A 26,943-nucleotide genomic window follows, 5' to 3' on the forward strand; every position below is an offset into this window, starting at 1 on the left:
ATACCTTACTTCGTCTTTTGTGGTAATTCGTCTTTGTAATGACCACGTTTGTATGCCCAAACCATCATGAGGACACCGATAACCACCATTGGCAGGGATAAAATCTGTCCCATGGAAATAAAGCCACCGAATAAACCCAAATGAGCGTCTGGTTCGCGCACGTATTCTACTAGGAAACGGAAGGTTCCGTAACCCGCAAGAAAGAGTCCTGAAACAGAACCTAGAGGACGAGGTTTCTTGATGAACCAATTCAAAATGAAGAAAAGGACGATACCTTCAAGCGCCATTTCATAAAGCTGCGATGGATGACGTGGCAGTGGACCGCCATTTGGGAAAACGATCGCCCAAGGCACATCCGTTACTCGGCCCCACAACTCGCTGTTCATGAAGTTACCTAAACGCCCCATACCCAAACCAAATGGCACAAGCGGCGCGATAAAGTCAGCAACACCGAAGAAAGTTCGCCCGTTTTTGTGTGCATACCAGAACATCGCAGTAATCACACCCAGTAAGCCCCCGTGGAAAGACATACCACCGGTCCACACTTTAAATAGATACAAAGGGTCAGCCAGGAAGAGCTCAAAATTGTAGAAAAGCACGTAGCCTACACGGCCACCAATCACCACGCCAAGGAAGCCTGCGAACAACAAATCAGAAACCTGCTCTCGTGTCCAACCACTTCCAGGCTTATCTGCACGTCGGTTCGCTAACCATAGAGCAAACATAAAGCCCACAAGGTACATCAAACCGTACCAACGAACCGAAACAGGACCAATAGAGATTAAAACCGGATCAATATTGGGAAATTCAATATATCCCTGAGACATAAATCATTCTCTTCTTATCACAACAAAATAAATATACCCAAGTAACCTCTAGATGCTTGGTTCAGCGAGAATGACTTGGGTACAAGCTTAGAGCAGCATGGTCGCTGCAACAAACATTAAGAACACCGCGAATATCTTTTTTAATACCGCAGTTGGAAGGTTAGTTGCCAGCTTCGCACCCACTTTTGTTGTGAGCATCGAGGCCATAGCAATCGCTAATAAAGCGGGAAGATAAACATAGCCAATACTGTATGAAGGTAAGCCTTCCACTTTATAGCCATGTAAGATGAAGCCGATCATACCAGAAATAGCAATCACGCAACCACAAACGGAGGATGAGCCCACCGCTTTACGCATCTCTATCCCATGTTTATTTAAAAATGGTACCGACAGTGAGCCACCACCAATACCAGCAAGGCTTGATACGACACCAATTCCCGTGCCGTAAACTACAGTCACAGGGCTGCTCGGCATAGGTTTACTGCTCGTAACTTTAATGGAACGAAACATTTGTACTGACAGGCAAAGAACAATGACACCAAACACTTTCGGCAAATAGTGTGTAGGGATCCACTCAGCAATATTGGCACCAACAAAGCCACCAATGACCACACCAGGCATCAACCATTTTACGACAAACATATCGACATTGCCGAGCTTAAGGTGATTCATCGCCGATGAGCCAGACGTGACAATAATACTCGCTAACGAAGTGGCTAAGGCCATGTGCATACTCATTTCTGGAGAGATCCCAGCAAGAGGAAGCAAATACAACAAGGCAGGAACAACAATCAAACCACCACCGATACCGAGTAACCCCGCCATCACACCCACAAAAGCGCCTAGCGCCAACAATAACAAAAATAAAGAGACGGTCACGATTTCCTACTTTTTACCTGCACGAATAAAGCCCGCAAAGCCCTGTTGAATGAAGAAGTCATGCATCATTTGATGAATGTCCTCCCCATAGGACTTTGTCATTGCTTGCTCCGCTAATTTTTCTAATTCTTCTTGTTGGCTATGACGAATCAAATATTTCACCTTAGCCACATTGGAGGTGTTCATACTCAAACTGGTATACCCTAACCCAAGTAAGAGAAGAGCGCCAAATGGATCACCCGCTAGCTCACCACAAATACACACGGGCACCTGATATTTATCACACACCTCATGGATTTGCTTAAGCGCTAACAGTACCGCAGGATGCATAGATTCATAGACATCCGCTACGCGCGAATTGTTCCTATCTACCGCTAATAAATACTGAGTTAAATCGTTGGTCCCGACAGAAACAAAATCAACACGGTGAGCAATCGTTGGCAACAGATACACCATCGATGGTACTTCAATCATGACCCCAATTTGTGGGAATTGAATTCTATCATCAAGCAAAACGGCTTCGCTGTGAGCTTGATTAATCAAGCTAATGGCATCGTCTAGCTCTTTTACCCCTGACACCATTGGCAATAAGATACTTAAGTTTCCGCTTTCTGCACTCGCTCTTAACATTGCACGCAGCTGGATCAAGAAAATGTCTGGATGATCCAATGTAAAACGAATGCCACGCCAGCCTAGAAACGGATTATCTTCTTCAATGGGCAAATACGGCAAAGGTTTGTCACCACCAATATCCAAAGTACGCATCACTACTCGTTGATTCGGATAGCTGTTAAGTATTGCTTGGTATTGATGATACTGCTCATCTTCCGAAGGAAAGTGATGCTGAAGTAAAAATGCAATCTCAGTTCGGTACAACCCAACACCATCAACACCTGTGTTGATGGCAATATTACTGTCTGCACTGAGTCCCGCATTCAGCATAATTTCGATATGGTGATTATCTTGCGTAACCGCAGGGAGTGCGAGGTCCTTGTTTACCATGGCAAACAGTTCAGACTCTTCGCTTACTAAGCTGCGATACTCTCGCAACAACTGGCGGTTTGGCTCTAAGAAGATCTCACCCGTATAGCCGTCGACTATCCCGAGTTTGCCATTCACCACATCCGGATTAATGTTGGCGCCCATGACTGCAGGGACCCCAAGAGCTCGAGATAAAATGGCAGCGTGAGAGTTTGCGCCTCCCTCTAATGATACGACGGCTAACAAAAACTCTTTAGGTACAGAAGCGAGCAAGGTGGCAGTGAGTTCGTTCGCCACCAAAATAATGGGACGATCAATTGCAGAATTTTCTTGCTCACTGTTGTGCAGAAAATAGAGCAGCCTTTGCCCTAACTCTCGGATATCTTGCGCTCTTTCACGCATGTATACATCCGACATTCTTGCAAATCGATTCGAGTATGACTCTACAACTTGGCGTAACGCCCAGTCTGCCCTATCTCCTTTTTCAATCTGCTTCTTCAAATCACCGCGAAGCATCGGATCATTCAGTAAGTGAGTAAACAGATCGAAGATCGCCAGCGCATCTTTGTTGATTTCACTGTCCAGCTTTTTCCGCATACGGCGAAAGTCATTTAACGCTCGCTCTATGGCCACCAGTAATGTCTCGTGCTCGCGTTCCTTATCTAACGTGGACGAAGGGAAAACATCCGATAAACTCGGCTGGGTATTGTCGAACCAAAACTCTCCAATCGCGACACCAGTAGACGCAGGCAAACCTTTTAATACCGTGGGTTTAGATGCTAACTGCCAATGCCCAAGATTCTGCGCATGTGCAATGAGCACCGCTAACTGAGCGGATAAGGTAACAAGAAACGATTCTTCCATTTCACTAAACAAGCGCGGCGTTTTTTGTTGGATCACCAACACACCTAAAACTTGTTTACGATGAATGATTGGAGTAGCTAAAAAAGAGTGGTAAATCTGTTCGCCGAGTTGAGGAAAGAATTTGAACTCGGGGTGTTTTGAGGCTTCGGCAAGGTTAAGGGGTTCAGCGCTTCGTTTTACCAACCCAACCAAGCCTTCATTGAAGTTGATATGAATACTATCACCTTCAAAAATAAGGCCTTGAGTTGCCATTAACTCAAGGCGCTGCATTTCTTCATTAGCAAGATAGATAGTACAGCACTCAGTACTAAGGGCAGCACAAGTCTCTTTCACCAATATATCGAGTGCCAGATGCACATCATCGACCCTGGAGACTTTCTCAACTATTTCCCTTAGCTGACTGAGCATGATTATCCTCTACGTTGCTTTTTTCTTTTCCCTTTCGCTTTTCTCTCTCGAAAAGGCATGGCTAAGGATGCAAATTCTTTCATCGCTCGTCGATAAACATCTCGCTTGAAAGAAACAACTTGCCTAACTGGATACCAGTAACTTACCCAGCGCCAACCATCAAATTCAGGGGATTTTCCGCGTTGCATATTAATGCGAGACTCATCGCATTCTAATCTCAGCAGAAACCATTTCTGTTTTTGGCCGATACAAACAGGCTTGGAGTCCCAACGCACCAATCGCTTTGGTAGCTTATATCTTAACCAATGACGACTTGTTGCAATGATCTTAACGTCTTTTTTCGTTAAACCGACTTCTTCGTATAACTCCCTGAACATGGCTTGTTCAGGGGTTTCACCTTCGTCAATCCCACCTTGTGGAAATTGCCATGAGTGTTGCCCGTATCGTTTAGCCCAGAAGACCTGACCATGGTTATTACATATCACAATACCAACATTAAGTCGGTAACCATCGCCATCTATCACTGGCTAACCTCTATGAATAAATTTTTTATTACCGTGATTTTTCCACATATCCCCATTACTAGCAAACTTACTGATGTGATATGAGCAAGATTTATTACCTTTTCACCATTTTTGGATATCTTTTAATCAAACCATACCTTATCAACACAAGAGTGAGACATCGCCCACATTTATTCACCTTTTCTGTGAATAACTTTGTGAAGAATTCAATTCAAATGAGTAATTCAGTTCAATCCCATCAAATGAAAAACAAATGAATAAACAAAAAAATAAACATAAAATATTGATAAAAAAGTATTTATTTTTAAAAATAACGATAATTCGATCTTCAATTTCTTGATGATCTTTTCACCAAACTCAGATCGGTCAAAGATCCACCAACAGGCTATTTATCCACACTCACCTGCTATTCGTTTAGATGATTACAACAAAATCAACCCCAAAAATGCATTTTAACCCCTGTTTATTCATACAGACCCCGTCAGGATCTTATCAATACCTCCTCCGCCTGTGGATAAGTTATGAATTGATCGTTCTTACACCGCCTCGGTGAAATCTTAAACAGTAGATTTGGTCGGAGTTTGATAAACTATATTTTTTGTAATACCACCTTGTAACTATGAAACCAGAACCACAAACAGAAGCAGAGCTATTGGAACGAGCGCATGATATGGCAGGACTCAGTTTTGCTGAGTTGGCCACCGAGGCGAATATGATTGTTCCTGAAAACTTAAAACGTGATAAAGGTTGGGTGGGTCAATTACTCGAATGGCACTTGGGCGCTCCAGCAGGCAGTAAACCTCAACAAGATTTCGCAAAACTAGGGATCGAGTTGAAAAGTATTCCGATCAGTTACTCTGGCAAACCTTTAGAAACAACCTTTGTTTCTGTGGCCCCCCTCACTGGTGTTCATGGTCTTACATGGGAAACAAGTCATGTTCGAAACAAGCTATCTCGTGTGCTTTGGGTACCCGTAGAAGGAGAACGAGAAATCCCACTCGCTGAAAGACGTGTGGGCAGTCCACTAATTTGGTCACCAGATGAAGAAGAAGAACGGATTTTGCGAAATGACTGGGAAGAGTTAATGGAGATGATCGTCTTGGGAAGATTTGATCAAATTTCCGCCAGACACGGAGAAGCGCTGCATCTTCGCCCTAAAGCCGCAAATGCAAAAGCGCTCACCGAAGCATACAACTCAAATGGTAAGCCGATGAAAACTCTGCCCCGAGGCTTTTACCTTAGAACACAGTTTACTGAACAGATCTTACTCAAGCACTACATTAACACTCAACCAGAATAAAACCATATCAGCTATTTAGTGCGTCACGAGCGATAACTCAATATCGCAGTATGAGGCCGCCTCTTCAGTGCCACATTCGTCATACGCATTGCGCAGCCTTAAATACGCTTTATCGACCCCTAGCCTCAATAGTTCTTCTTTTACTAAGTCTAGAGAGCCAAAATGTATCGGGTCTTCACCGTCTTTAATCGGCTCAAGTTGATGCTTGTACTCCACAGCTAAAAGATAGTCAGAGACATCAGAACACCCAATCACAAATACTTTGGGAGTTTTATAAGTATCTTTATGTGGACCATGTAGCCACATGTCCAATTGATGCTTCTGCATAACATACCTCCTTCACACGATCATTTAAGTGTAGTTAGGCTAACTGTAGCTTTCGAGTTTGCTCTTCCTTTATACGTAAATCATTTGCGATTGCGGCTAAAAATCCCCTATATTGGAGTCACTTATTTAGTCGGTAACTCTTCAAGGACGTGATATGCAATACACAAAACTACCGCACTCATCACTTGAGATCAGTAAAATCTGCCTCGGCACTATGACGTTTGGCGAGCAAAACACAGAAAAGGACGCCTTTGAACAGCTCGACTTTGCCCTCGATCATGGGGTGAACTTCATCGATACCGCAGAGATGTACCCTGTACCGCCAAACTCGGAAACACAAGGGCTCACCGAGCAATACATCGGTAATTGGTTAGCAAAAAGCGGCAAAAGAGAGAAAGCAGTACTGGCAACAAAAGTGGCAGGCCCTCGCAATGTTCCTCACATTAGAGACAACATGAGCCTTAATCGTCGCCACATCCATACAGCAATTGATGACAGCCTTAATCGTCTACAAACCGATTATGTCGATTTGTACCAACTACATTGGCCGCAGCGTCAAACCAACTGCTTTGGTCAACTCAACTACCCATACCCTGACAAACAAGAAGAAGTCACGTTAATTGAAACGTTGGAAGCGCTTACTGAATTAGTGAATGCAGGTAAAGTGCGCTATATCGGCGTATCCAACGAGACGCCGTGGGGGGTGATGTCGCTACTGCGTTTGGCAGAAAAGCACGATTTGCCAAGAATTGTCTCCATTCAAAACCCATATAACTTATTGAACCGCAGCTTCGAAGTTGGCTTGTCTGAAATCAGCCATTACGAAGGCGTTCAGTTACTTGCCTACTCTCCTTTGGCATTTGGCTGCCTGAGTGGTAAATACCTAAACGGGGCAAAACCTGAAGGCGCTCGATGCACTAAGTGGGAGCGTTTTGCGCGCTACTTCACTCCACAAGGTGTTAAAGCGACCGAAGCTTACGTCAATTTAGCTCAAGAGCATGGTCTAAACCCTGCACAAATGGCGCTCGCGTTTGTCAATCAGCGTCCATTTGTTGCTTCTAACATTATCGGAGCAACAAACCTAGACCAATTAAAAGCCAATATCGACAGTATTGATTTGCAACTTAGCGACGAGCTACTTACTGAAATTCAAGCAATAGGTACAACTTACTCGAATCCTTGCCCTTAACAGTAAAGCTCCCTTCAAACGAAAACAGCTGATCTTCAAGATCAGCTGTTTATCCAATGAAGTCATACTTCATATAAAAAGTTAAGCGTGTTGAATGACTCGTTAGCAACTCAGTCAGTCCAACACGCTAACGATTACGTCATTATTCGCGACGTTAAGATTCGACGAAGGTGACGAACTCGACGTTCAACTTTTACTGCATCCGGAACATTGGCACGTGTAGAACGACCATCGCGATCTAAACCAATATCCCTCAATAGATGAACATTCGTCCATGGAATATCATGAGCAGTTCGGCGTATGGTACGCTGCCATTGTTTTTCTTCGCGTTTAAGGTCTGCTTTCAATAGCAAAGTGGCCAATTGTAGGTAAATAGAGTGACGCATAATATTTTCTCCGATTATCGATGTATTCGACTGGGAAAAAATAGTGCGTAAAATGAACAGAAATATTCTGTTGATACTAAGCCGCTACTTTCCCGCAGCCTAGTAATAAATATGATAGGTTACGGATTAATTTTTATCTTGTGAGCCAGTGGTATTGGTATCATCCGATTTAAGGATTATCGGAGCGATAGGCATACGATCAGCGCAAGCAGTGGTGTTAACAACGTAATGTTTCATCTTGCGCCTCCTAGCTAAAAATTAATCCGTTTATGAAAGGTATAACTCATTGAGTTACGGTTAAATTGTAAGCTTTGATGAATATATATCAAACATTTTTTGCCTTTTTGATTAAAAACAAATCAATACACCGCAATTTAGTTTCATATACTTTTACGTATAACATATTCACCTGAGGAATATATAAATTTGCGGATTTTATAAATCAAACCAAACAAAAATAAAAAGAGCGGCTCTGTGGCCACTCTCTTTTATTGTATTTATTCGCCTATTTAACACAGGGAAAGGCCAACTACATGGCTTGTTCGGAAATCAAGTTATGTTTATTAAGTAGTCGATACATGGTTGCACGCGAAACTCCGAGCTCTTTCGCCGCATTTGAAACTTGACCAGAATGAGATTCCAAAACAACCAGCAACGCATCACGTTCACTCTTCTCTCGGATTGATTTCAAGCTGCGCTTTGAGTCATTACGTTGAGGTAAATCTAAGTGATGATCTTCAATCATTACGCTGTCGGACATTAATACCGCTCGCTTCACTTGGTTCATCAGCTCACGCACATTTCCAGGCCAGAAATAACGTGTCAGTGCCTTGAATGCATCCTCAGAAAAGCTTTTTGCTTGCGAGTTGTACTCTTTTGAGAACTCTTGTAAGTAGAAACGAGCCAGCAATGCGATGTCACTCGCACGTTCTTTCAAGCTAGGGACATTGATGCGCAGAACGTTGATGTAATGGTAAAGCTCTTCATTGAAGTCACCGTCAATCAAAGCTTTTTCAACATCCGACGAGTTAGCAGCAAGAATACGCACGTTAACCGCTTTTACGCCATCTTTGGTATCAATGGTGCCTTCTTGCAAGAATCTCAGCAGATTCATTTGCTGCTCTTTTGAAATGGTAAGAATGTCATTAAACAACACGGTGCCACCATCTGCTTGTTCAAGCAGGCATGCTTCCATATCTTCATCGGCGTTAATACCAAATACTTCAGCTTGGAAACGTTGTTCATTGAGTGCGCGACAGTTAATTGCCATAAACGGTTTATGAGAGCGTGAAGAGACTTTATGGATGGCCCTAGCAACCGCCTCTTTACCAGTCCCACTTTCCCCAGAAATCAGAATGCTGACGTCCGTTGGACCAATGCGCTTCACTTGATCGCGTAAACGTTTCATCGGGATAGATTCACCGATCAAACCCATATCTAAACTGCTACCAAAACTAGGCCAAACTTTTTTCTCCAATTTAAGCATGCCAAGCTGGTGACCTATTGTGCTTAATAACTGTGCATCTGGGATCGGCGCTGTGAAAAAATCGATACAAAAGTTAACAATGAACTGGCATATGGTGTCAGTGCCAAGCTGAGATTCACGAATAAACGCTAACCAACGTACGTGTTTGTGAGAGCTGACTAAGTTCGCCAAACCATTCAAGCTGAACTCGTCATGGCTGAGATCAACAATACCGATACATGGACCAATATCTTCTAACAGCGTATTAGCTTTGCGTAAGTCACCTACTTGATGACACTTCCAGCCCACTTGCTCCAGTACCGATAACCAAGGCTCATAAGTACCGCCAACTACCACAAGCGATCCCGGGATGGAATCCATCTTAAACTGCCCAGCCATTCTCTAACCCTTTTTCATTGTTAATAGAAATTTTGTGCCACAAACTTATCTTTGCGAGCGGGTAACATTATCGAGACTCCGCCCCCTCACGTCTGTCTCAGTATTAAGACTATGCAATAGATTGAGATTTGGCGAATGTTTATTTGCATATCCCATTAAAAGGCAAGTGCAACAACTTGAATTACCTTAACTAAAAGGCAAAAAAAAACCACCCGAAGGTGGTTTTTTTACTCATCCTATCGAATTACGCTTGCGGGCGCATTGCAGGGAATAAGATCACGTCACGGATAGTGTGCGTGTTAGTCAGTAGCATAACCAAACGGTCGATACCGATACCTTGGCCTGCTGTTGGCGGTAGGCCGTGCTCTAGAGCAGTGATGTAGTCTGCATCGTAGAACATTGCTTCGTCGTCACCAGACTCTTTCGCTTCAACCTGTGCTTTAAAGCGTGCATCTTGGTCTTCAGCATCGTTAAGCTCTGAGAAACCGTTCGCTACTTCACGGCCACCGATAAAGAACTCAAAGCGGTCTGTAAAGAACGGGTTATCATCGCTACGACGAGCCAACGGAGAAATATCTGCTGGGTAACCAGTGATGAACGTAGGCTGCATTAGCTTAGGTTCTGCTGTTTCACCAAAGATCTCTTCAAGAAGCTGACCGCATGTCCAGAAAGGTTCTACTTCAACGTGAACAGATTTCGCGATAGAAACCATTAGATCACGGTTTTGTAGGTCTTCTTCTGTTAGCGCTTGGATTTGCGCGTGGTCTGGGTTGTAGTGCTTGATTGCTTCGAACATGCTCATACGAGTGTAAGTACCACCAAACTCAACCGTTTCATCACCGTAAGGCATTGACGTTGAACCTAGAACTTCTTGCGCCACTGAGCTTAGTAGTTCTTCAGTTAGGTCCATCAGATCTTTGTAGTCTGCGTACGCCATGTAGAATTCCATCATTGTGAATTCTGGGTTGTGGCGTGGAGAAAGGCCTTCGTTACGGAAGTTACGGTTGATTTCGAATACGCGATCAAAACCACCAACAACTAGACGCTTCAGGTATAGCTCTGGCGCGATACGTAGGTACATTGGCATGTCTAGTGCGTTGTGGTGCGTGATGAATGGACGCGCACTCGCACCGCCAGGGATAACGTGCATCATTGGCGTTTCAACTTCCATGAACTGCTTAGAGATCATGAAGTTGCGGATTGCAGACATTACTTTAGAACGTACTACGAACGCTTGACGAGAGTCTTCGTTAACGATCAGGTCAACGTAACGTTGGCGGTAACGCATCTCTTGGTCAGTTAGACCGTGGAACTTTTCTGGAAGTGGACGTAGTGCTTTGGTTAGCAACTCGTACTCTTCCATGTTCACGTATAGGTCACCCTTACCAGACTTATGAAGTGCACCTTTAACACCGATGATGTCACCGATATCTAGACCTTGGTATTTTTCTTTAAGTACTTTTTGAACCGCTTTGTCAGCATAAGCTTGGATACGGCCAGAAGTTTCTTGAATTACCAAGAATGGACCACGTTTAGCCATGATACGGCCAGCGATTGCTACTACGTGGTTAAGCTCTTCTAGCTCTTCCTTCGTCTTTTCACCGAACTCTTTCTGAAGGTCGCCCGCTAGTGCGTCACGACGGAAGTCGTTTGGATGGCCGTTCGCTTTGCAGCTCTTTCGGATTGCATCCAGTTTAGCGCGGCGTTCAGCAATCAGCTTATTTTCTTCTAGTACAGTTTCGTTTTGAACAGCATCAGTCATTTTCGATGTATCCTGTTTTTGTCGGTGAAAAGCTTTATAGACCTGATTTCAGGCTAGCTTCAATAAATTTGTCCAGATCGCCATCAAGAACCGCTTGAGTATTACGGTTTTCAATGCCCGTACGGAGGTCCTTAATACGTGAGTCATCCAATACGTAAGAACGGATCTGGCTACCCCAGCCAATGTCAGACTTAGCGTCTTCATTAGCTTGTTTTTCCGCATTTTGCTTTTGCAATTCAAGCTCAAATAGCTTCGCTCGAAGCTGTTTCATTGCCTGATCTTTGTTCTTATGTTGAGAACGGTCATTCTGACACTGAACCACTGTGTTCGTAGGTACGTGCGTAATACGTACCGCAGATTCTGTGGTGTTTACGTGCTGACCACCTGCGCCTGACGCACGGTAAACGTCAATACGTAGGTCGGAAGGATTAATGTCGATGTCGATGTTTTCATCAATCTCTGGATAGATGAACGCAGAAGCAAATGACGTATGGCGACGACCGCCTGAATCGAACGGAGATTTACGAACAAGACGATGGACGCCCGTTTCAGTGCGTAACCAACCGTACGCATACTCACCAGAGATGCGAACTGTTGCCGACTTAAGACCCGCGACTTCACCTTCAGAGACTTCAATCACTTCAGCTTTGAAGCCCTTCGCTTCTGCCCAACGTAGGTACATACGCAGCAGCATGTTAGTCCAGTCTTGTGCTTCTGTACCACCAGAACCTGCTTGCAAATCGATGTAACAATCAGAGCTATCGTGGTCGCCAGAGAACATACGACGGAATTCAAGCTTTTCTAGCTTCTCTTCCAACTCAGCAAGTTCTGGTTCAATTTCGTCAAATGTTTCTTGATCTTCTTCTTCTACAGCCAGCTCAAGAAGACCTTCTACATCTTCCACACCTTGCTCTAGTTGATCAATGGTTTCAACAACCGCTTCTAGTGATGCACGCTCTTTACCCAGTGCTTGCGCACGCTCAGGTTCGTTCCATACATCTGGTTGTTCAAGTTCTGCGTTGACTTCTTCTAGACGCTCTTTCTTCGCGTCATAGTCAAAGATACCCCCTCAGGACATTTGTGCGCTGAGACACGTCCTGCAGACGGTTTTTAATTGGATTGATTTCAAACATGTTTACTCAACATTTTAGAATAGAATTTAACCGAGAAATTCTACTGAAAAATGTGACCGAGATACAGGAAAATTTCGGATGAGAAATCAGATTGCGGTGAGAGAGAGCACGGTCATAAAATTTTACACCCACTTCGGGGCAACCGTACTCTATAAGAAAGGTTAATCTAGGTATTACTTAGCTTCGATATGATCGATCATCAATTGCAATGATTGATTACCACGAAATTCATTCACATCCAGCTTATACGCGAGACGTACTGTTTTAACCGATGCATCTGGCCATCGGCGTAGATCAACATTGAATGCAATGCCGTCGATCATCACATTGGTAGGGTGACCTTTATAAAGCGGCTCTAACATCAATTTAAGATGCTTCTCACCCACCAGCTTTTGATGCAGTACTTTAAACTCACCATCAAAGATTGGCTCTGGGAAAGCTTGTCCAAAAGGGCCACCCGATCGCAGCTGTTCAGCAACATGCATAGAGAACTCTTCCGGCTTAAGTTCACCATCTGACATGATCACGCCTTTTAGCGCCGCTTCATCGAGTTCCTTTTTTACCACTTCATCAAACAAACGACTGAAACGCTCAAAATCCTGCTCTTTAATCGTTAAGCCTGCTGCCATGGCGTGTCCACCAAACTTGATGATCAAACCCGGGTTTTGCGTGTCGATGAAATCCAACGCATCGCGCATGTGTAGCCCCGGAATAGAACGACACGAGCCTTTAATCGTCCCTTCTCCGCCATCAGCAAATGCAATGACTGGACGGTGAAACTTCTCTTTAATACGCGAAGCCAAAATACCAATCACACCTTGATGCCAATCACGTTGGAACAAGGCTAGGCCATAAGGAAGCTCATTGCCTTCACCAAACTGAAGGCGCTCACAGAAAGCCATCGCTTCTTGCTTCATGCCTTCTTCAATCTCTTTACGTGTTTGGTTCAAGCCATCCAATTCACTTGCCATGCGACGAGCAGCGTGGATGTTGTTACACATCAGCAGTTCAACACCGAAAGACATGTCATCAAGACGACCTGCAGCATTAATACGTGGACCTAAAGCAAAGCCAAAATCGGACGCAACTAAACGACGCGCATCGCGCTTCGCGACCTCAATTAACGCTTGGATGCCGGGACGCGCTTTGCCCGCACGAATACGTTGCAAACCTTGGTGTACAAGAATGCGGTTGTTTTCATCCAATGGAACGACGTCGGCGACGGTACCCAGTGCAACAAGGTCAATCAGTTCCATCAACTTGGGCTCTTGCATCCCCTGTTCTGCAAACCAATTGTGTTTTCGCATATGAACGCATAGTGCCATCATGAGATAAAACGCGACCCCCACACCCGCAAGCGCTTTAGATGGAAAGCTACAGCTCTCAAGGTTTGGGTTCACCATTGCATCCACATCAGGCAACACTTGTCCTGGCAAGTGGTGATCGGTAACAAGCACAGTAATGCCATTTTCTTTTGCGTAACGCACGCCTTCGATTGATGAGACGCCGTTATCCACCGTCATGATCATCTCAGCGCCAAGCTCTAAGGCTTGGTCAACGACTTCTGGACTTAACCCATAACCGTCTTCAAAACGATTTGGCACTAGGTAATCCACATTGTGACTACCAAGCATACGCAGCGCGAGTACTGATAATGCTGAGCTTGTCGCACCATCAGCGTCAAAATCACCGACAACGATGATGCGTTTTTGTTCTTTTATCCCCTGAAACAAAAGATCGACAGCTTGCTCAATCCCCCCGAGTTTTTGATATGAATGCAACCCACGGGCCGATGTTTCTAATTGTGAAAGATCCGTTATCCCACGGTTGATGTAGATACGTTTAAGAATCGGAGGAATGGAATCAGGAAGAAGGGAAAGATCAGGTTCAGGACGTCGTTGAATTTCTATCATGCTTAAAAGAGCCGACAACTTTGCCGACTCTGCTCCTAATGGATTATAGTTGCTTTAAACGTTTCAATAGCTCTGCAGGTGGTAGGTAGCCACCAACCATTTCGCCATTCGGTAAGAAGATTGCTGGCGTACCAGAAATACCCAATTGGCGACCTAGATTGTAATGCGCCTGGATGGTTTCTTTACACTGTTTCAGGTCTTTCGCAGGGTTATCAAATGTACGATTCACTTTCGCGTTGTGCATTGCCGACGCCGGATCTTCAGCACACCAAATCGTTGCCATTTGTTCTGCCACAGGGCCAGTTGCACCTTGGCGAGGGTAAGCCATGTAACGCACTGTAATACCTAGCTCATTATAGCCTTGCATTTGGCTATGCAGACGCACACAGTAACCACATGTGATATCGGTGAATACGGTCACAACGTACTTTTCATCGTCGGCTTTGTATTCGATCATGCTATCGGAGAACTGCGCAATTTTCTCGGCGTTAAGCGGCGCTTGACGCTCTGCTATGACATCTTTGTAACTGCCATCATCATTAATGGCATAAAGCGTACCGGCGATAAAATGGCTACCATCATTTGAAGCAAACAGGATCCCGCCATTGGTTTGAATTTCCAATAAGCCAGCGACGTCTGATGGTTGAATATCAACGATAGATAAACCAAGCTTTGAGAACTTAGTTTTTAATGCTGCTTCATCAAAGCCGCTTTGTGCAGCTGGCGCCACTTGTTGCGCAGGAGTCTCCGTTTGAGCCTGACTTTCTTCTGCACCACAAGCGGTAACAAAAAATGGTAAAGTCAGCAGAGTTAGTCGGCGTAATACGCTCATGAAATTCACCTTAATGTAAAATCGTTTTTCCAAGAGGACATGGATGAATCTAACCATTGTTATGCTCTTGGGTGGTGTTGACTGTGGATCTGCTTCAATCGTTCAGTCGCCACGTGAGTATAAATTTGCGTGGTCGATAAGTCACTATGTCCTAAAAGCATCTGTACGACCCTGAGATCTGCGCCATAGTTCAATAAATGCGTGGCAAAGGCATGACGCAGTACGTGCGGCGACAGCTGATCAGTATCAATCCCTGCTATCAAAGCATAGTATTTAATACGGTGCCAAAACGTCTGACGAGTCATCTGTCTTGCGCGTTTACTAGGAAAAACAATATCAGATGATGTATCACCAAGTAACGCAGGGCGCCCTTGTTGAATGAACGTCTCGATCCAATCGACCGCGTTTTCCCCCATAGGAACCAGGCGTTCTTTACCACCTTTACCAGTCACGCGCACCACCCCTTGGCGCAAGCTAACATTTTCCATGGTCAAACTGACGAGCTCTGTCACACGCAACCCTGTCGCGTAGAGTAGCTCTAGCATCGCTTTATCGCGCAATTCTATAGGGTCATTCGGGTCTGGCGCTTCGAGCAACGCGTCCACTTGCTCTTCACTAATATCTTTGGGTAAACGTTGTGGCAGTTTAGGGCTAACCAAGAGCGCACTCGGGTCATCAGCGCGCACCTTCTCACGATGCAGGTATTGAAATAAACGACGAATAGCCGACAACATACGCGCACGGGACGTCTGTTTGTAATCTAAGTCTACAAGGTGGCTTTGATATTCTTGCAAGCCAGACAAACTGATAAAATCAAGACGGTATCGATGTTTTTCCATCCACACGAGCAGCTTCATTAAATCGTTTCGGTAGGAAGCCAACGTGTTCTCTGATAGACCACGCTCCATCCACATCGCATCTAAGAATTGCTCAACAAGCGAAAAATCTTGTTGATTGACAGGCTGTTGTGCCGTCATGAATGCTTCCTTATCTGTTTATATTTACAGTATTTAGATTAAAGCACCTGCCAATCCAATACCATAAAAAATCATCCCACATAGGATATTCGCTGCAATCTTCCTCAATTTATGGTTAGAATCTTCCACAACAGCAACACAAATAACGACGAATATAATGAAAATCGGACTCTTTTACGGCTCAACGACCTGCTACACCGAAATGGCAGCAGAGAAAATTCGTACCCTTATTGGTGAAGACCTTGTCGACATTCACAATGTGAAAGAGACACCGTTATCACTAATGGCGGACTACGACTTATTACTCCTTGGCATCTCAACTTGGGATTTTGGTGAAATTCAAGAAGATTGGAACGCGATTTGGCAAGACATCGCGACCACACCACTGAAAGGCAAAGTTGTAGCGCTGTTTGGTCTGGGTGACCAAGAAGGTTACGGAGAGTGGTATTTAGATGCGATGGGCTTACTTCACGATGAATTGCAAGCCACAGGCGCAACCTTTATCGGTTACTGGCCAAATGAAGGCTACGAATTTGAAGCATCGAAAGCATTGATCGAAGATGGCAGCAAGTTTGTTGGACTTGCGTTAGATGAAGACTCACAGTACGAACTGAGTGATGAACGCATCGAAAAATGGTGTGAACAAGTTCTTGTGGAATTCCACGACACGCTTTAATAGCGCAAACACGTCATCATTAAAAAGTAAAAAGCCCGATGAAGTAATTCATCGGGCTTTTTATTATCTTGATAACGCGAAGTGATTACGCGGTTTCTTGTGCTAGCTCTGGGCGAGGTTTCGCGATGAAGAACATGCACACGATAGCCGCAAATGTTGGAAGCACCCAACCCATGCCGACTTCGAATAATGGCAACATGTTAAACGCAGAAACATCAATACCCGATACTTTTGCCGCATCAACCAACGCAAACAGCAGAGATACAAGCAGTACTGCACGGTAAGCAAAGCGTGGATTCGGCAGTTTGCTGCGCACAAATGTTAGTGCAACCAACGCAATCGCCACAGGGTACAGCGCAAACAATACTGGCACTGACAGAGAAATCAGCTGCGCAAGACCAACGTTTGCAACCAATGCACAAACAGAACCATTAATCAGTACCCATTGCTTGTATGACAGTGGTGTTTTCGAGCTGAAGAAATCTGAACACGCAGAAATCAAGCCAATCGCGGTTGTCAGACACGCTAGCAATACGATGACAGACAGAACGATTTGACCGTATGGACCAAACAACGCTTGAACGTATTGGCTAAGCACTAGGCCACCATTATCAGCACCAGCAGCAACCGTTGCACTCGTCGCACCTAAGTAAAATAGTGAGATGTAAACAAACGCAAGACCAGCAGCAGCAATACAACCTGCATAGATCAGATATTTAGTAGTTGCAGAGCGCTCAGTAATGCCTTTACCGCGCAGTGCATCAACCATCAGCATGCCAAACATCAATGACGCGAACGTATCCATTGTGTTGTAGCCTTCTAAGAAGCCTTTGGTCAGAGGCTGCGTTAGGTATTCACCGTGCGCGCCAATCATATCGCCCTGAGGATCAAGGAAGACAGCGACAGCAAGAATGATCAAACCAACGAACAATGCTGGTGTCAGTACTTTACCGATGAGATCGATCAAACGGCCTTGGAACCATGAGAACATCATTGCTGCGATAAAGAAGATCACTGAGAACGCTGTCAGATGCGTTTGTGACGCCTCAAGGAAGAAAGGTTTCACCGCCATCTCGTAAGCCACTAGGCCAGTACGAGGCGCTGCAAACGCAGGACCAATGATGATGAAAATCAGTGCAGCCATAAGAACTGCCGCTTTTTTCGGAAGATCTTGCGTCAAGTGATCCCAAGAACCACCAGCAACAGCAATAGCAACGATAGTAATAAGAGGTAGACCTACCGCTGTTAGCAAGAAACCAAACATAGCTGGCATTAAGTTTTCACCCGCTAACTGACCCGCTAGAGGTGGAAAGATAATATTGCCCGCACCTAAAAAGAACGCAAATAGCATAAAGCCTACTGCGATAATATCTGTTAGTTTTAACGTCTGCTTCACAGATAACCCTTGTCTTTTAATTAATGAATGTTGTGTATGCTTAGACCACTTTTTGTATACCTAAAGTCAATAAGTACACGTGGTTCAATCTATAAAATTTTCGCCGCATAATGACGAAAGACTCATCATTTGGCAACCTTTAAGAAAAAAACACCATATTAATTTAGTTTTCAAACTTAAAAGCAGTGGATATAACCAGATCCAAATAACAGACCAGTTCTTTATCTCGATCAATTAACAATACAATTTAATAACCAACAAAACAACAATCTATACAATTAATAAACAATAGAGCAATCCACTTAATTATTGAGCAAATATAAAACAATCATGAAGAACAAAAAACTGAAAACTAAAGGCTTCAATTTTAAGCAATTTTGTATTGAGGGCGGCGAGAGTGGTATGCCAGTCAGCACAGATGGGGTAATGCTTGGTGCTTGGATTCAAAGCCCTAACGACGCTAAAATTCTCGATATTGGCACTGGCACTGGCCTGCTTGCCCTGATGTGTGCTCAACGCTTTACAGAAGCTCAAATAACCGCGGTCGATATCGAATTAACAGCCGTTGCTGCCGCGCAAAAAAATATGGCCCAGTCTCCTTGGTCAGATCGTGTAAGTGTGCATCACACCGACATACTGCACTTTACGCCGACACATCCATTCCAACGCATCATTTGTAACCCGCCCTACTTCAACAGCGGCGAGCAATCGAAACACAGTCAACGTGCAACCGCGAGGCACACTGATACGCTAGGCCATAACGCATTGCTACAGCGTTGCTATCATTTGCTTGATGACGAAGGGAGAGCTAGTTTTGTGTTGCCAATCACCGAAGGCGAGCAGTTCATTGAGCTAGCATTAAACCAAAGTTGGTATCTATCGCGGATCTGTCGTGTGCAACCATCAGAAAAGAAACCAGTACACCGACTGTTATTTGAACTGTCAAAACGACCTTGCGATTTGCAGACGTCACATTTAATTATCCGTTCAAATGACGGCTATAGTGATGATTTCATACAGTTAACTCGCGAGTTTTATCTTAAGATGTGAAATAACATGTGATCCTTATCACCAATCACTTTATAATGTGCGACCTTTTTGTATTCTATGCTGTTGTGGCGAACCATTAACCAAGCTTTGCTTGTGGAGAACTCATTGTGATCAGAACCTTTGCTGAACTTGATCTAGACCAAAACCTACTTGAAGCCATTGAAGAGATGGGTTACGAACGCCCAACAAAAATTCAGGCAGAAGCGATTCCACAAGCGTTGGACGGTCGTGACATTCTAGCGTCAGCGCCAACAGGAACTGGTAAAACGGCCGCCTTCGTCCTGCCAGCATTGCAATACTTGCAAGACTTCCCTCGTCGTAAGCCTGGGCCTGCGCGTATTTTGATCCTAACGCCTACTCGCGAACTGGCGATGCAAATTGCCGATCAAGCACGTGCTTTGGCAAAAAATACCAAACTCAACATTTTCACCATCACTGGTGGTGTTCAGTACCAAGAGCACGCCGACATCCTTGCAACAACGCAAGACATTGTGGTTGCGACACCTGGCCGTTTAAAAGAATACATTGATGCAGAACGTTTTGATTGTCGTGCAATCGAATGGTTAATCCTTGATGAAGCAGACCGTATGCTAGATATGGGTTTTGCTCCTACTGTCGATCGCCTATCTAACGAATGTCGCTGGCGTAAGCAAACCCTTCTGTTTTCAGCAACGTTAGAAGGGAAAGGCGTAGAAGGCTTTACCGCTGATCTGTTGAATGACCCTGCAGAGATCGACGCAAAATCACCGCTGCGTGAGCGTAAGAAAATTGCTCAGTGGTACCACCGTGCTGATGATGCAGAACACAAACTGGAATTACTAAAACACATTATTACTCAGCAGGCTGAGCGCACTATCGTCTTTTTAAAGACTCGTGAGCGTTTGGCTGAGCTACGAGCGCAGCTTGAAAGCGCACAGATTCCATGTTCTTGGATTCAAGGTGAAATGCCGCAAGATCGTCGTAACAATGCGATTTCTCGCTTCCGCGATGGAACTGTGAATGTGCTGCTCGCGACGGACGTTGCTGCGCGTGGTATCGATCTTCCGGATGTATCACACGTTATCAACTACGACATGCCGCGCACGGCTGATGTTTACCTTCACCGTATCGGCCGTACGGCTCGCGCAGGTAAGAAAGGTAACGCTATCTCAATCGTAGAAGCACACGACCAACCAATGATGGATCGCGTTGCACGTTACGTGAAAGAAGACATCAAAGAGCGTTTCGTGAAAGAGATGCGTCCTAAACACAAAAAGCCTGTGTTTAAGAAGAAAAAGAAAAAAGACGACAAGAAAAAAGTAGCGAAAAAGAAAACCGCTAAGAAGAAGTAATCTTGTTGGGGCCAAGTAGCTCAAGCTAGAAAATAACAAAGGGTTGGCAATGCCAACCCTTTTTCGTTTGTGCTGATAGAGATTAACGTCGATTACGTCTCAATCAGCTTTATTTTTGCTCTTCGCGTTTAAATACTAACTCTGTTGGCGTCGATTCATCTTCCACAAAGTAGTAACCCGCCGTATCAAACTTAGCCAGGTCTGCTACGCTCTCAACACGGTTTTCAATGATGTAACGCGCCATCATACCGCGCGCTTTCTTCGCGTAAAAACTGATGACCTTGTATTGACCATTCTTACAATCTTTGAATACTGGCGTGATCACTTGCGCATCTAAATTCTTTGGCTTAACCGCTTTAAAGTATTCATTTGATGCAAGGTTGATAAGGACATTATCACCTTGAGCAGAAATCGCTTCGTTAAGCTTGTCCGTAATAACGTTGCCCCAAAACTGGTACAAGTTCGTACCCTTGTCGTTTGCAAGCTTGGTACCCATTTCAAGACGGTATGGCTGCATCAAATCAAGTGGTTTTAGTAAACCATAGAGACCCGATAGCATACGCAGATGATCTTGAGCATATTCGAAGTCCGCTTCAGATAAACTTTCGGCGTCTAGCCCTGTGTAAACGTCACCTTTAAATGCAAGAATGGCTTGTCGTGAGTTTTCCGTGGTAAACGTTTCACTCCACTCTTGGAATCGGCCCACATTTAAATCGGCAATCTTGTCGCTCACTTTCATTAAAGAGGCAACATCAGCAGGAGTCAGTTTGCGGCATACATCGATAAGCTCTTTTGAGTATTCGACCAACTCAGGTTGAGTAAATTTTTCTGTCGCTAACGGAGACTCGTAATCAAGAGTCTTCGCTGGAGAAACTACGATAAGCATGACTTTCCCTTCTCTAATTTTGTTTTTAATAGGGTACAAAAAAAGCCATGCATTGTCTGCATGGCTTTTTACATCGTACTAATAGCTTTCAACTATGAGTGATAGCTCACTTAGTCTTTTTTATCGTTGTACCAAATGCCTTCTTCAAGCTGAGATTTCAGCTCTGGGAAATCATTCGCATCAAATGTTGGCACTTTGCCTTCACCAAGCTGGCGGTTGTAATCTTTGGCCAGTTTAATCACGATGCCAGATAGCAAGATGATAGCCACTAAGTTAACTATCGCCATCAGACCCATAGAGACATCAGCAAGCGACCATACGACTGGTAACGAAGCTAGTGCACCAAACATCACCATACCAAGAACAATAACGCGGAAAATGCTTAAGCCCGCTTTATGATTGTGCTCTAGGAAGATTAAGTTCGTTTCAGCATACGAGTAGTTTGCAATGATTGAAGTAAACGCAAAGAAGAAGATTGCCACAGCAACAAAGATGCCGCCCCAATCGCCAACTTGTGAGCTCAATGCACGCTGAGTTAGCTCGATACCCGTCACTTCTGTTGCTTGACCGACATACTCACCAGACATCAGGATGATAGCCACTGTTGCAGAACAGATAACGATCGTATCCATGAACACGCCTAGCATCTGTACGTAACCTTGAGACGCTGGGTGTGGTGGGTAAGGTGTTGCTGAAGCTGCCGCGTTAGGTGCAGAACCCATACCTGCTTCATTCGAGAATAGACCGCGCTTGATACCGTTAATCATTGCCTGTGCAATTGCGTAGCCAAGACCACCTGCTGCTGCTTCTTGCAGACCAAATGCACTCTTAAAGATAAGCATCAATACATCAGGTAATTTCTCTAGGTTAGAGAACATGATGAACAGCGCTAGGGCTAGATAAAGTAGTGCCATGATCGGAACGATCATCTCAGCAACTCTTGCGATACGCTTGATGCCACCGAAAATAACAATTGCAGACAGTAAAACAACGGCAATACCGACATACAGGTTATTCCAACCAAATGCGTTGCTCATTGCATTGGCAATTGAGTTAGCTTGTACGGCGTTGAATACCAAACCAAAAGCGATGATTAGGAAAACTGAGAACAACACGCCCATCCAACGCATGCCCAGGCCTTTTTCCATGTAGTAGGCAGGGCCACCACGGTAGTTGCCATCATCATCTTTGGTTTTGTATAACTGCGCCAGTGTGCTCTCAGCAAACGATGTTGCCATACCAAGCATTGCAATCAGCCACATCCAGAAGATCGCACCAGGACCACCCGCAGTCAATGCAACTGCAACGCCCGCCATGTTACCTGTACCAACACGTGCAGCAAGACTAGTACAAAGCGCTTGGAAAGAGGAAATACCAGCTTTGTCTGCTTTACGGCTGTTCTTAAGAACAGAGAACATGTGGCCGAAATGGCGGAACTGAATGAACCCTAATCGAACGGTGAAGTAAATACCAACACCAACAAGAAGATAAACCAGAATCGAGCCCCAGAGGAGATCGTTCATCAAATTGATTAAGTCTGTCATGTGTACCTCAAAGTGAGTTGCGCCAGTCTATGCGTCCTAGCCATCCACCAAATTGCCTGCTAAGTGTCAAAGTGTGCTTAGCTTTTTAAGTAATGTTTATGGGCAATCTAGAATCGTAAACGTCGCTTCATGCATCCATTTTACGTACCAGCGTATTTTTTGACGGGCGGATAATGCAACCTAGGAGCGCAAAAATCAATATGCAACAACAAGAATAACATTGTTATTTTTCACTATAAAGTCACCAAAAAATAACATAAATAGAAGACTTAACACTCAAACTGCGCAACATTTCAATTACCAAACACCAACATAAATAATTATTCTTCATTAAATGGAATGGTAAACCGTATAAACAAGAACAAGCTAGTATTCACAAGGTGTTACATAAATTTACGCTAGTGACTTACCATCTAATTGAACACTATTTCATCAAACTGATTTTATGCAACTTTAACCTTTGCGCAGTGCACCCATTCATCAAATCGAATTAACATAGAAAATCTCTCTATTTAATCGTTTTCTTGAGATCGTTTGTGCATTTTTTATCCACATCGTTGCAATAAAAAGTGTGATTTTGAGAATATTTTTGCACGAAAATGTCATGCTACCGACACAAATGCGAAATATATCATGGTTATTCTCACGGCTATTGTGGTACTAAAAAAACTCCACAAGGACTGGTTACAACAGTTTAGCTTAAGAAAGGTAAAGGTGGCTTATGGAAGGCTTTCAACTAGATGACATTTTTAATCTGGATACTACCTCAACAACCAAATCTCGTGCCAAACCAGTAAAGCGAAAGTGGCGTGAAATAGAAGAGATGAACGACAGACGCAATTTGCTTAAAGAGCTGCGCGAACTTGATGTCTGTACCGATTATAACTTGGAAGACATTAAACTCTAATTCAAACAAAAGGCACCTTACAGGTGCCTTTTGTTTTTTGTTTACAGTGACCGTAAACACCGTGAGTTTATGTACCAAGGTTTAAGTATGAATACCATTATTACTCAATGAGAATCTTCCGTACTTTTTGCCGAGAAATATGCACACTAAATTTTCGGTTGATTCCCAATAAATAAGAAATGTATCTCACAAACCCGAGAGACGGCTTTCGCTCGCTCAGGTTTCATCATTCAGTCTTAAACATATTCAGTATCACTTTGACGAACACGTTCGGCCAACTGCTTATAACGATCAGCAATCGTGTCACCAAACACAGGATCATCCTCACTGACGCTCCATAAGCTCTCGACATGCTGCCAATCTTCTGTGGTAAATAACTCTTCAATGAGAGGCAAAATTTTTCGCTCTTCTAGCTCCAAGTGGTGCCTTTGCGATTCTATGAAATCTTCTAGGTGAGCGACAAACATGTCTTGTGGCACAACAGCATCCTGAAGGATCATCTCTATCACGGATGAAAACTCTCTGGTTTTACTCGCTAACTCTAGATGTTCTTTCTCTAAATTTTCCATGGTTTGTTGCTTACCATAGTGTTCAAGAAAGTGGTGATAAAGGATATCTTCTTTCGGGTGGTGTACTTTCTCCGAATGATTAGAGAGGTAATCAACAATCTCGCTTACTAACGCATAGTTGATTACACGTTCTTTTTTTATCTCATTAAGCTTATGGCGCAGTATCGCCAACAGACGAACCATATAACCATGTTCGCGTCGAATTCTTTCGATCATCATAGCGTCTCTCCTTAACACCTACTTTTAGTAAGTGTACATGAGAAATTTACTATCAGCCTCGAGCGTGCTCAAAAAAACAGCGATCATACCATCCATGATCGCTGTCTCTTCATTTATACCGTTAATGGCAAATGCCAGTTAATTGGTGCTTTTTCTTGTGATGTAAGCAACTGGTTTGCTTGAGAGAAATGCTTACAACCGAAAAAGCCTCGATGTGCAGAAAGTGGCGATGGGTGTGGGGCAGCTAACACATGGTGCTTATTGCGATCGATAAAACGACCTTTCTTCTGTGCATGTGAACCCCACAGCAAGAACACTACACCTTCTTGATGCTGATTAATGGCTTCAATCACTCGATCAGTAAACGTTTCCCAACCTGTCTTTGAATGTGAATGCGCTTTACCTTGCTCCACCGTTAATACCGTATTGAGTAACAATACGCCTTGTTCAGCCCAGCTTTGCAAAAAACCATGCTGAGGGATTTGGAAACCTTCAATATCTTGCGCCAGCTCTTTATACATATTAACCAGTGACGGTGGCGTTTTAATGCCAGGAAGTACAGAGAAACACAGGCCATGCGCCTGATTTGGGCCGTGGTATGGGTCTTGTCCTAGAATCACGACCTTAACGTCTTTGAACTCGGTAAAACGAAACGCGTTAAAGACATCTTTTGCGGGAGGAAAAATAGCTTTGCCTGCGGCGCGTTCGGCTTCAACAAAATTCAAGGTGTCTACAAAGTAGCTCTGCTTTTTCTCTTCGCCGATCACATCGTGCCAAGTGGGTGACTGATTCATGGAAAGTTCCTGTCCTAAATTTTGCTTCTATTCTAACGAGCGAAACTCAAACAAACAAAAACTTACCACGAACTTGAGACAAGTAATAAAAGACTAATGCTTCTGTGGCGTTCGAAAATGCCCCTGTCCGGTAATGTGACGATTAGGCATCGGTAAGCGAAGCACGCGACGAGTGAAAGCATAAGGAGTAAAAGAGAGTGGTCGAGACATGTTGGCATCCTTCTTTGCTAATTCAGAGATTGATGTTCAATGACTAAGAAAGATAGGTGCCAACTTTGTGGTTACGCCATTAACTGGCAATGGCCGCTAAATGGAATTGACGCAACGTGTTGATCTCTTGCTGCCAAATATCTGGATCAATTGTTTCCAAAATCAGAGGGATACCATCAAAACGAGGGTCTTTCGCGATGTACTCAAAGCAATCCCACCCGATCTCTCCTTTACCTAGCGAATGGTGGCGATCTACTTTGCTGGCAAACTCTACTTTTGAATCATTTAGATGCATTGCTCTTAAATAGTGCATACCTACGATACGGTCGAACTCTGCAAAGGTGCGCTCGCAATCTTCTTTTGTACGTAAGTCATAACCAGCCGTAAAGGTATGGCAGGTATCAATACAAACGCCGACACGATCTTTATCTTCCACTTGCTCGATGATTTCAGCAAGGTGCTCAAACTTCCAGCCTAAGTTAGTGCCTTGACCTGCCGTATTCTCGATAACAGCGATCACATTCGGCACCGCTTTATGCGCAAGATTGATCGACTCGGCGATCGTCGCGAGGCACTCCTGTTCAGAGACTTTCTTTAGGTGACTACCCGGATGGAAGTTAAGCAAAGTCAGCCCCAACTGATTACAACGCTCCATTTCATCAATAAATGCCGCGCGGGATTTATTCAGCTTTTCTTCTTCCGGCGCACCCAAGTTAATCAGATAAGAATCATGGGGAAGAATATGTTCTGCTCCGAAACCCAGCATTTTACAGTTCGCTTTAAACGCACTGATGGTTTTTGCTTCTAAAGGCTTCGCCACCCACTGGCGTTGGTTTTTTGTAAATAGTGCGAATGCATTCGCGCCAATTTCACGAGCTCTCAACGGAGCTTGATCGACCCCACCAGCAGCAGAGACATGTGCACCAATGAGTTTATTCCCAAGCTTGTTTTTCATGTTTGTCATTTAATCACTTTAGACTTTCAGTATTGCTACCTAAATACAGATAGTTGCGTTAACCAGTTTAAACTTTAATCTCAATTTGTAGTAAATTTACAACAAAGCCAGTTATTAAATATTTTTTATATTATCAAATAAATTGTAATTGGTTTGTTTTCAAAGGTTTTATTGATTTAACTCAATAAAATCACCTTAATAAAAATAATGTTTTTGGTTGTTTTTTGACTTAAATCAATA

The 26,943-nt window shown here is 44.0% G+C and carries 24 protein-coding genes; 6 read left to right on the forward strand and 18 right to left on the reverse strand.

What is annotated here, in order from left to right; genetic code table 11:
• Window positions 1–5: 5 nt before the first annotated feature.
• The 4 genes from lgt to rppH form a co-directional block, all read right to left on the reverse strand.
• A complete protein-coding gene (gene lgt / locus R7E47_RS12600) occupies window positions 6–827 on the reverse strand; it encodes a prolipoprotein diacylglyceryl transferase (protein ID WP_005381948.1) in 822 nt (273 codons plus the stop codon).
• An 87-nt stretch (window positions 828–914) separates the two neighbouring features.
• Window positions 915–1,706: a sulfite exporter TauE/SafE family protein gene (locus R7E47_RS12605; RefSeq protein ID WP_005385965.1), complete on the reverse strand. Its 792-nt coding sequence runs from the start codon at window positions 1,704–1,706 to the stop codon at window positions 915–917.
• 6 nt (window positions 1,707–1,712) lie between these two features.
• A complete protein-coding gene (gene ptsP / locus R7E47_RS12610; RefSeq protein ID WP_005385966.1) occupies window positions 1,713–3,959 on the reverse strand; it encodes a phosphoenolpyruvate--protein phosphotransferase in 2,247 nt (748 codons plus the stop codon).
• A 2-nt stretch (window positions 3,960–3,961) separates the two neighbouring features.
• Window positions 3,962–4,483: an RNA pyrophosphohydrolase gene (rppH, locus tag R7E47_RS12615; protein WP_005381953.1), complete on the reverse strand. Its 522-nt coding sequence runs from the start codon at window positions 4,481–4,483 to the stop codon at window positions 3,962–3,964.
• Between the two features lie 619 nt (window positions 4,484–5,102).
• Here rppH and mutH point away from each other — a divergent pair.
• Entirely contained in the window at window positions 5,103–5,783 is a 681-nt protein-coding gene (gene mutH, locus R7E47_RS12620; protein WP_262639834.1) for a DNA mismatch repair endonuclease MutH, read from the forward strand.
• A 15-nt stretch (window positions 5,784–5,798) separates the two neighbouring features.
• Here the strand turns inward: mutH and R7E47_RS12625 are convergent, their stop codons facing one another.
• A complete protein-coding gene (locus R7E47_RS12625; RefSeq protein ID WP_005381772.1) occupies window positions 5,799–6,110 on the reverse strand; it encodes a DUF6482 family protein in 312 nt (103 codons plus the stop codon).
• A 154-nt stretch (window positions 6,111–6,264) separates the two neighbouring features.
• On the opposite strand from R7E47_RS12625, the gene R7E47_RS12630 reads away from it, so the two are divergent.
• Window positions 6,265–7,299, forward strand: coding sequence for an NADP(H)-dependent aldo-keto reductase (locus tag R7E47_RS12630; protein ID WP_318084326.1), 1,035 nt, complete (start codon window positions 6,265–6,267; stop codon window positions 7,297–7,299).
• A 134-nt stretch (window positions 7,300–7,433) separates the two neighbouring features.
• Here R7E47_RS12630 and R7E47_RS12635 read toward each other — a convergent pair whose 3' ends face one another.
• The 7 genes from R7E47_RS12635 to xerD form a co-directional block, all read right to left on the reverse strand.
• On the reverse strand, window positions 7,434–7,685 hold the full coding sequence (locus tag R7E47_RS12635; RefSeq protein ID WP_318084327.1) for a DUF1127 domain-containing protein: 252 nt from the start codon (window positions 7,683–7,685) through the stop codon (window positions 7,434–7,436).
• A gap of 529 nt (window positions 7,686–8,214) precedes the next feature.
• A complete protein-coding gene (vpsR, locus tag R7E47_RS12640) occupies window positions 8,215–9,549 on the reverse strand; it encodes a cyclic-di-GMP-binding transcriptional regulator VpsR (RefSeq protein ID WP_005385970.1) in 1,335 nt (444 codons plus the stop codon).
• 244 nt (window positions 9,550–9,793) lie between these two features.
• On the reverse strand, window positions 9,794–11,311 hold the full coding sequence (gene lysS, locus R7E47_RS12645) for a lysine--tRNA ligase (RefSeq protein ID WP_005382861.1): 1,518 nt from the start codon (window positions 11,309–11,311) through the stop codon (window positions 9,794–9,796).
• 34 nt (window positions 11,312–11,345) lie between these two features.
• A protein-coding gene (gene prfB / locus R7E47_RS12650) for a peptide chain release factor 2 (RefSeq protein WP_100068604.1) occupies window positions 11,346–12,444 on the reverse strand; the annotation gives its coding sequence in 2 pieces (ribosomal slippage) (window positions 11,346–12,368 and window positions 12,370–12,444; 1,098 coding nt in all).
• 173 nt (window positions 12,445–12,617) lie between these two features.
• A complete protein-coding gene (gene recJ, locus R7E47_RS12655; protein WP_017635068.1) occupies window positions 12,618–14,357 on the reverse strand; it encodes a single-stranded-DNA-specific exonuclease RecJ in 1,740 nt (579 codons plus the stop codon).
• A 43-nt stretch (window positions 14,358–14,400) separates the two neighbouring features.
• On the reverse strand, window positions 14,401–15,189 hold the full coding sequence (gene dsbC / locus R7E47_RS12660; protein WP_017635069.1) for a bifunctional protein-disulfide isomerase/oxidoreductase DsbC: 789 nt from the start codon (window positions 15,187–15,189) through the stop codon (window positions 14,401–14,403).
• Window positions 15,190–15,248: 59 nt separating this feature from the next.
• Window positions 15,249–16,166: a site-specific tyrosine recombinase XerD gene (xerD, locus tag R7E47_RS12665; protein ID WP_005381788.1), complete on the reverse strand. Its 918-nt coding sequence runs from the start codon at window positions 16,164–16,166 to the stop codon at window positions 15,249–15,251.
• A gap of 157 nt (window positions 16,167–16,323) precedes the next feature.
• On the opposite strand from xerD, the gene fldB reads away from it, so the two are divergent.
• A complete protein-coding gene (gene fldB / locus R7E47_RS12670; RefSeq protein WP_005381790.1) occupies window positions 16,324–16,842 on the forward strand; it encodes a flavodoxin FldB in 519 nt (172 codons plus the stop codon).
• Window positions 16,843–16,927: 85 nt separating this feature from the next.
• On the opposite strand, the gene brnQ is transcribed toward fldB, so the two are convergent.
• Window positions 16,928–18,238 carry a branched-chain amino acid transport system II carrier protein gene (brnQ, locus tag R7E47_RS12675; RefSeq protein ID WP_005381792.1) on the reverse strand — a complete coding sequence of 437 codons (1,311 nt, stop codon included), beginning with the start codon at window positions 18,236–18,238 and terminating at the stop codon, window positions 16,928–16,930.
• A gap of 330 nt (window positions 18,239–18,568) precedes the next feature.
• Between brnQ and R7E47_RS12680 the strand changes: the two genes are divergently transcribed.
• On the forward strand, window positions 18,569–19,288 hold the full coding sequence (locus R7E47_RS12680; RefSeq protein ID WP_017635070.1) for a tRNA1(Val) (adenine(37)-N6)-methyltransferase: 720 nt from the start codon (window positions 18,569–18,571) through the stop codon (window positions 19,286–19,288).
• 107 nt (window positions 19,289–19,395) lie between these two features.
• Window positions 19,396–20,619 (forward strand): ATP-dependent RNA helicase SrmB, encoded by a 1,224-nt coding sequence (gene srmB, locus R7E47_RS12685; RefSeq protein ID WP_005381797.1) that lies wholly within the window; start codon window positions 19,396–19,398, stop codon window positions 20,617–20,619.
• Between the two features lie 109 nt (window positions 20,620–20,728).
• Here the strand turns inward: srmB and yaaA are convergent, their stop codons facing one another.
• Window positions 20,729–21,505, reverse strand: a complete 777-nt coding sequence (gene yaaA / locus R7E47_RS12690; RefSeq protein ID WP_005381798.1) for a peroxide stress protein YaaA — start codon at window positions 21,503–21,505, stop codon at window positions 20,729–20,731.
• Window positions 21,506–21,615: 110 nt separating this feature from the next.
• On the reverse strand, window positions 21,616–23,049 hold the full coding sequence (locus tag R7E47_RS12695) for an alanine/glycine:cation symporter family protein (protein WP_005381800.1): 1,434 nt from the start codon (window positions 23,047–23,049) through the stop codon (window positions 21,616–21,618).
• A 721-nt stretch (window positions 23,050–23,770) separates the two neighbouring features.
• Between R7E47_RS12695 and R7E47_RS12700 the strand changes: the two genes are divergently transcribed.
• On the forward strand, window positions 23,771–23,956 hold the full coding sequence (locus tag R7E47_RS12700; protein ID WP_005381805.1) for a DUF3545 family protein: 186 nt from the start codon (window positions 23,771–23,773) through the stop codon (window positions 23,954–23,956).
• 236 nt (window positions 23,957–24,192) lie between these two features.
• On the opposite strand, the gene R7E47_RS12705 is transcribed toward R7E47_RS12700, so the two are convergent.
• The 3 genes from R7E47_RS12705 to nfo form a co-directional block, all read right to left on the reverse strand.
• On the reverse strand, window positions 24,193–24,744 hold the full coding sequence (locus R7E47_RS12705) for a hemerythrin domain-containing protein (protein ID WP_005381807.1): 552 nt from the start codon (window positions 24,742–24,744) through the stop codon (window positions 24,193–24,195).
• A gap of 113 nt (window positions 24,745–24,857) precedes the next feature.
• Window positions 24,858–25,538, reverse strand: coding sequence for a uracil-DNA glycosylase (gene ung, locus R7E47_RS12710; protein ID WP_005382846.1), 681 nt, complete (start codon window positions 25,536–25,538; stop codon window positions 24,858–24,860).
• A gap of 289 nt (window positions 25,539–25,827) precedes the next feature.
• Window positions 25,828–26,712, reverse strand: coding sequence for a deoxyribonuclease IV (gene nfo, locus R7E47_RS12715; protein WP_005382844.1), 885 nt, complete (start codon window positions 26,710–26,712; stop codon window positions 25,828–25,830).
• Between the last annotated feature and the right edge of the window lie 231 nt (window positions 26,713–26,943).

Origin of the sequence: Vibrio sp. Vb1026, from assembly GCF_033338745.1 — a bacterium.
GTDB lineage: Bacteria > Pseudomonadota > Gammaproteobacteria > Enterobacterales > Vibrionaceae > Vibrio > Vibrio alginolyticus.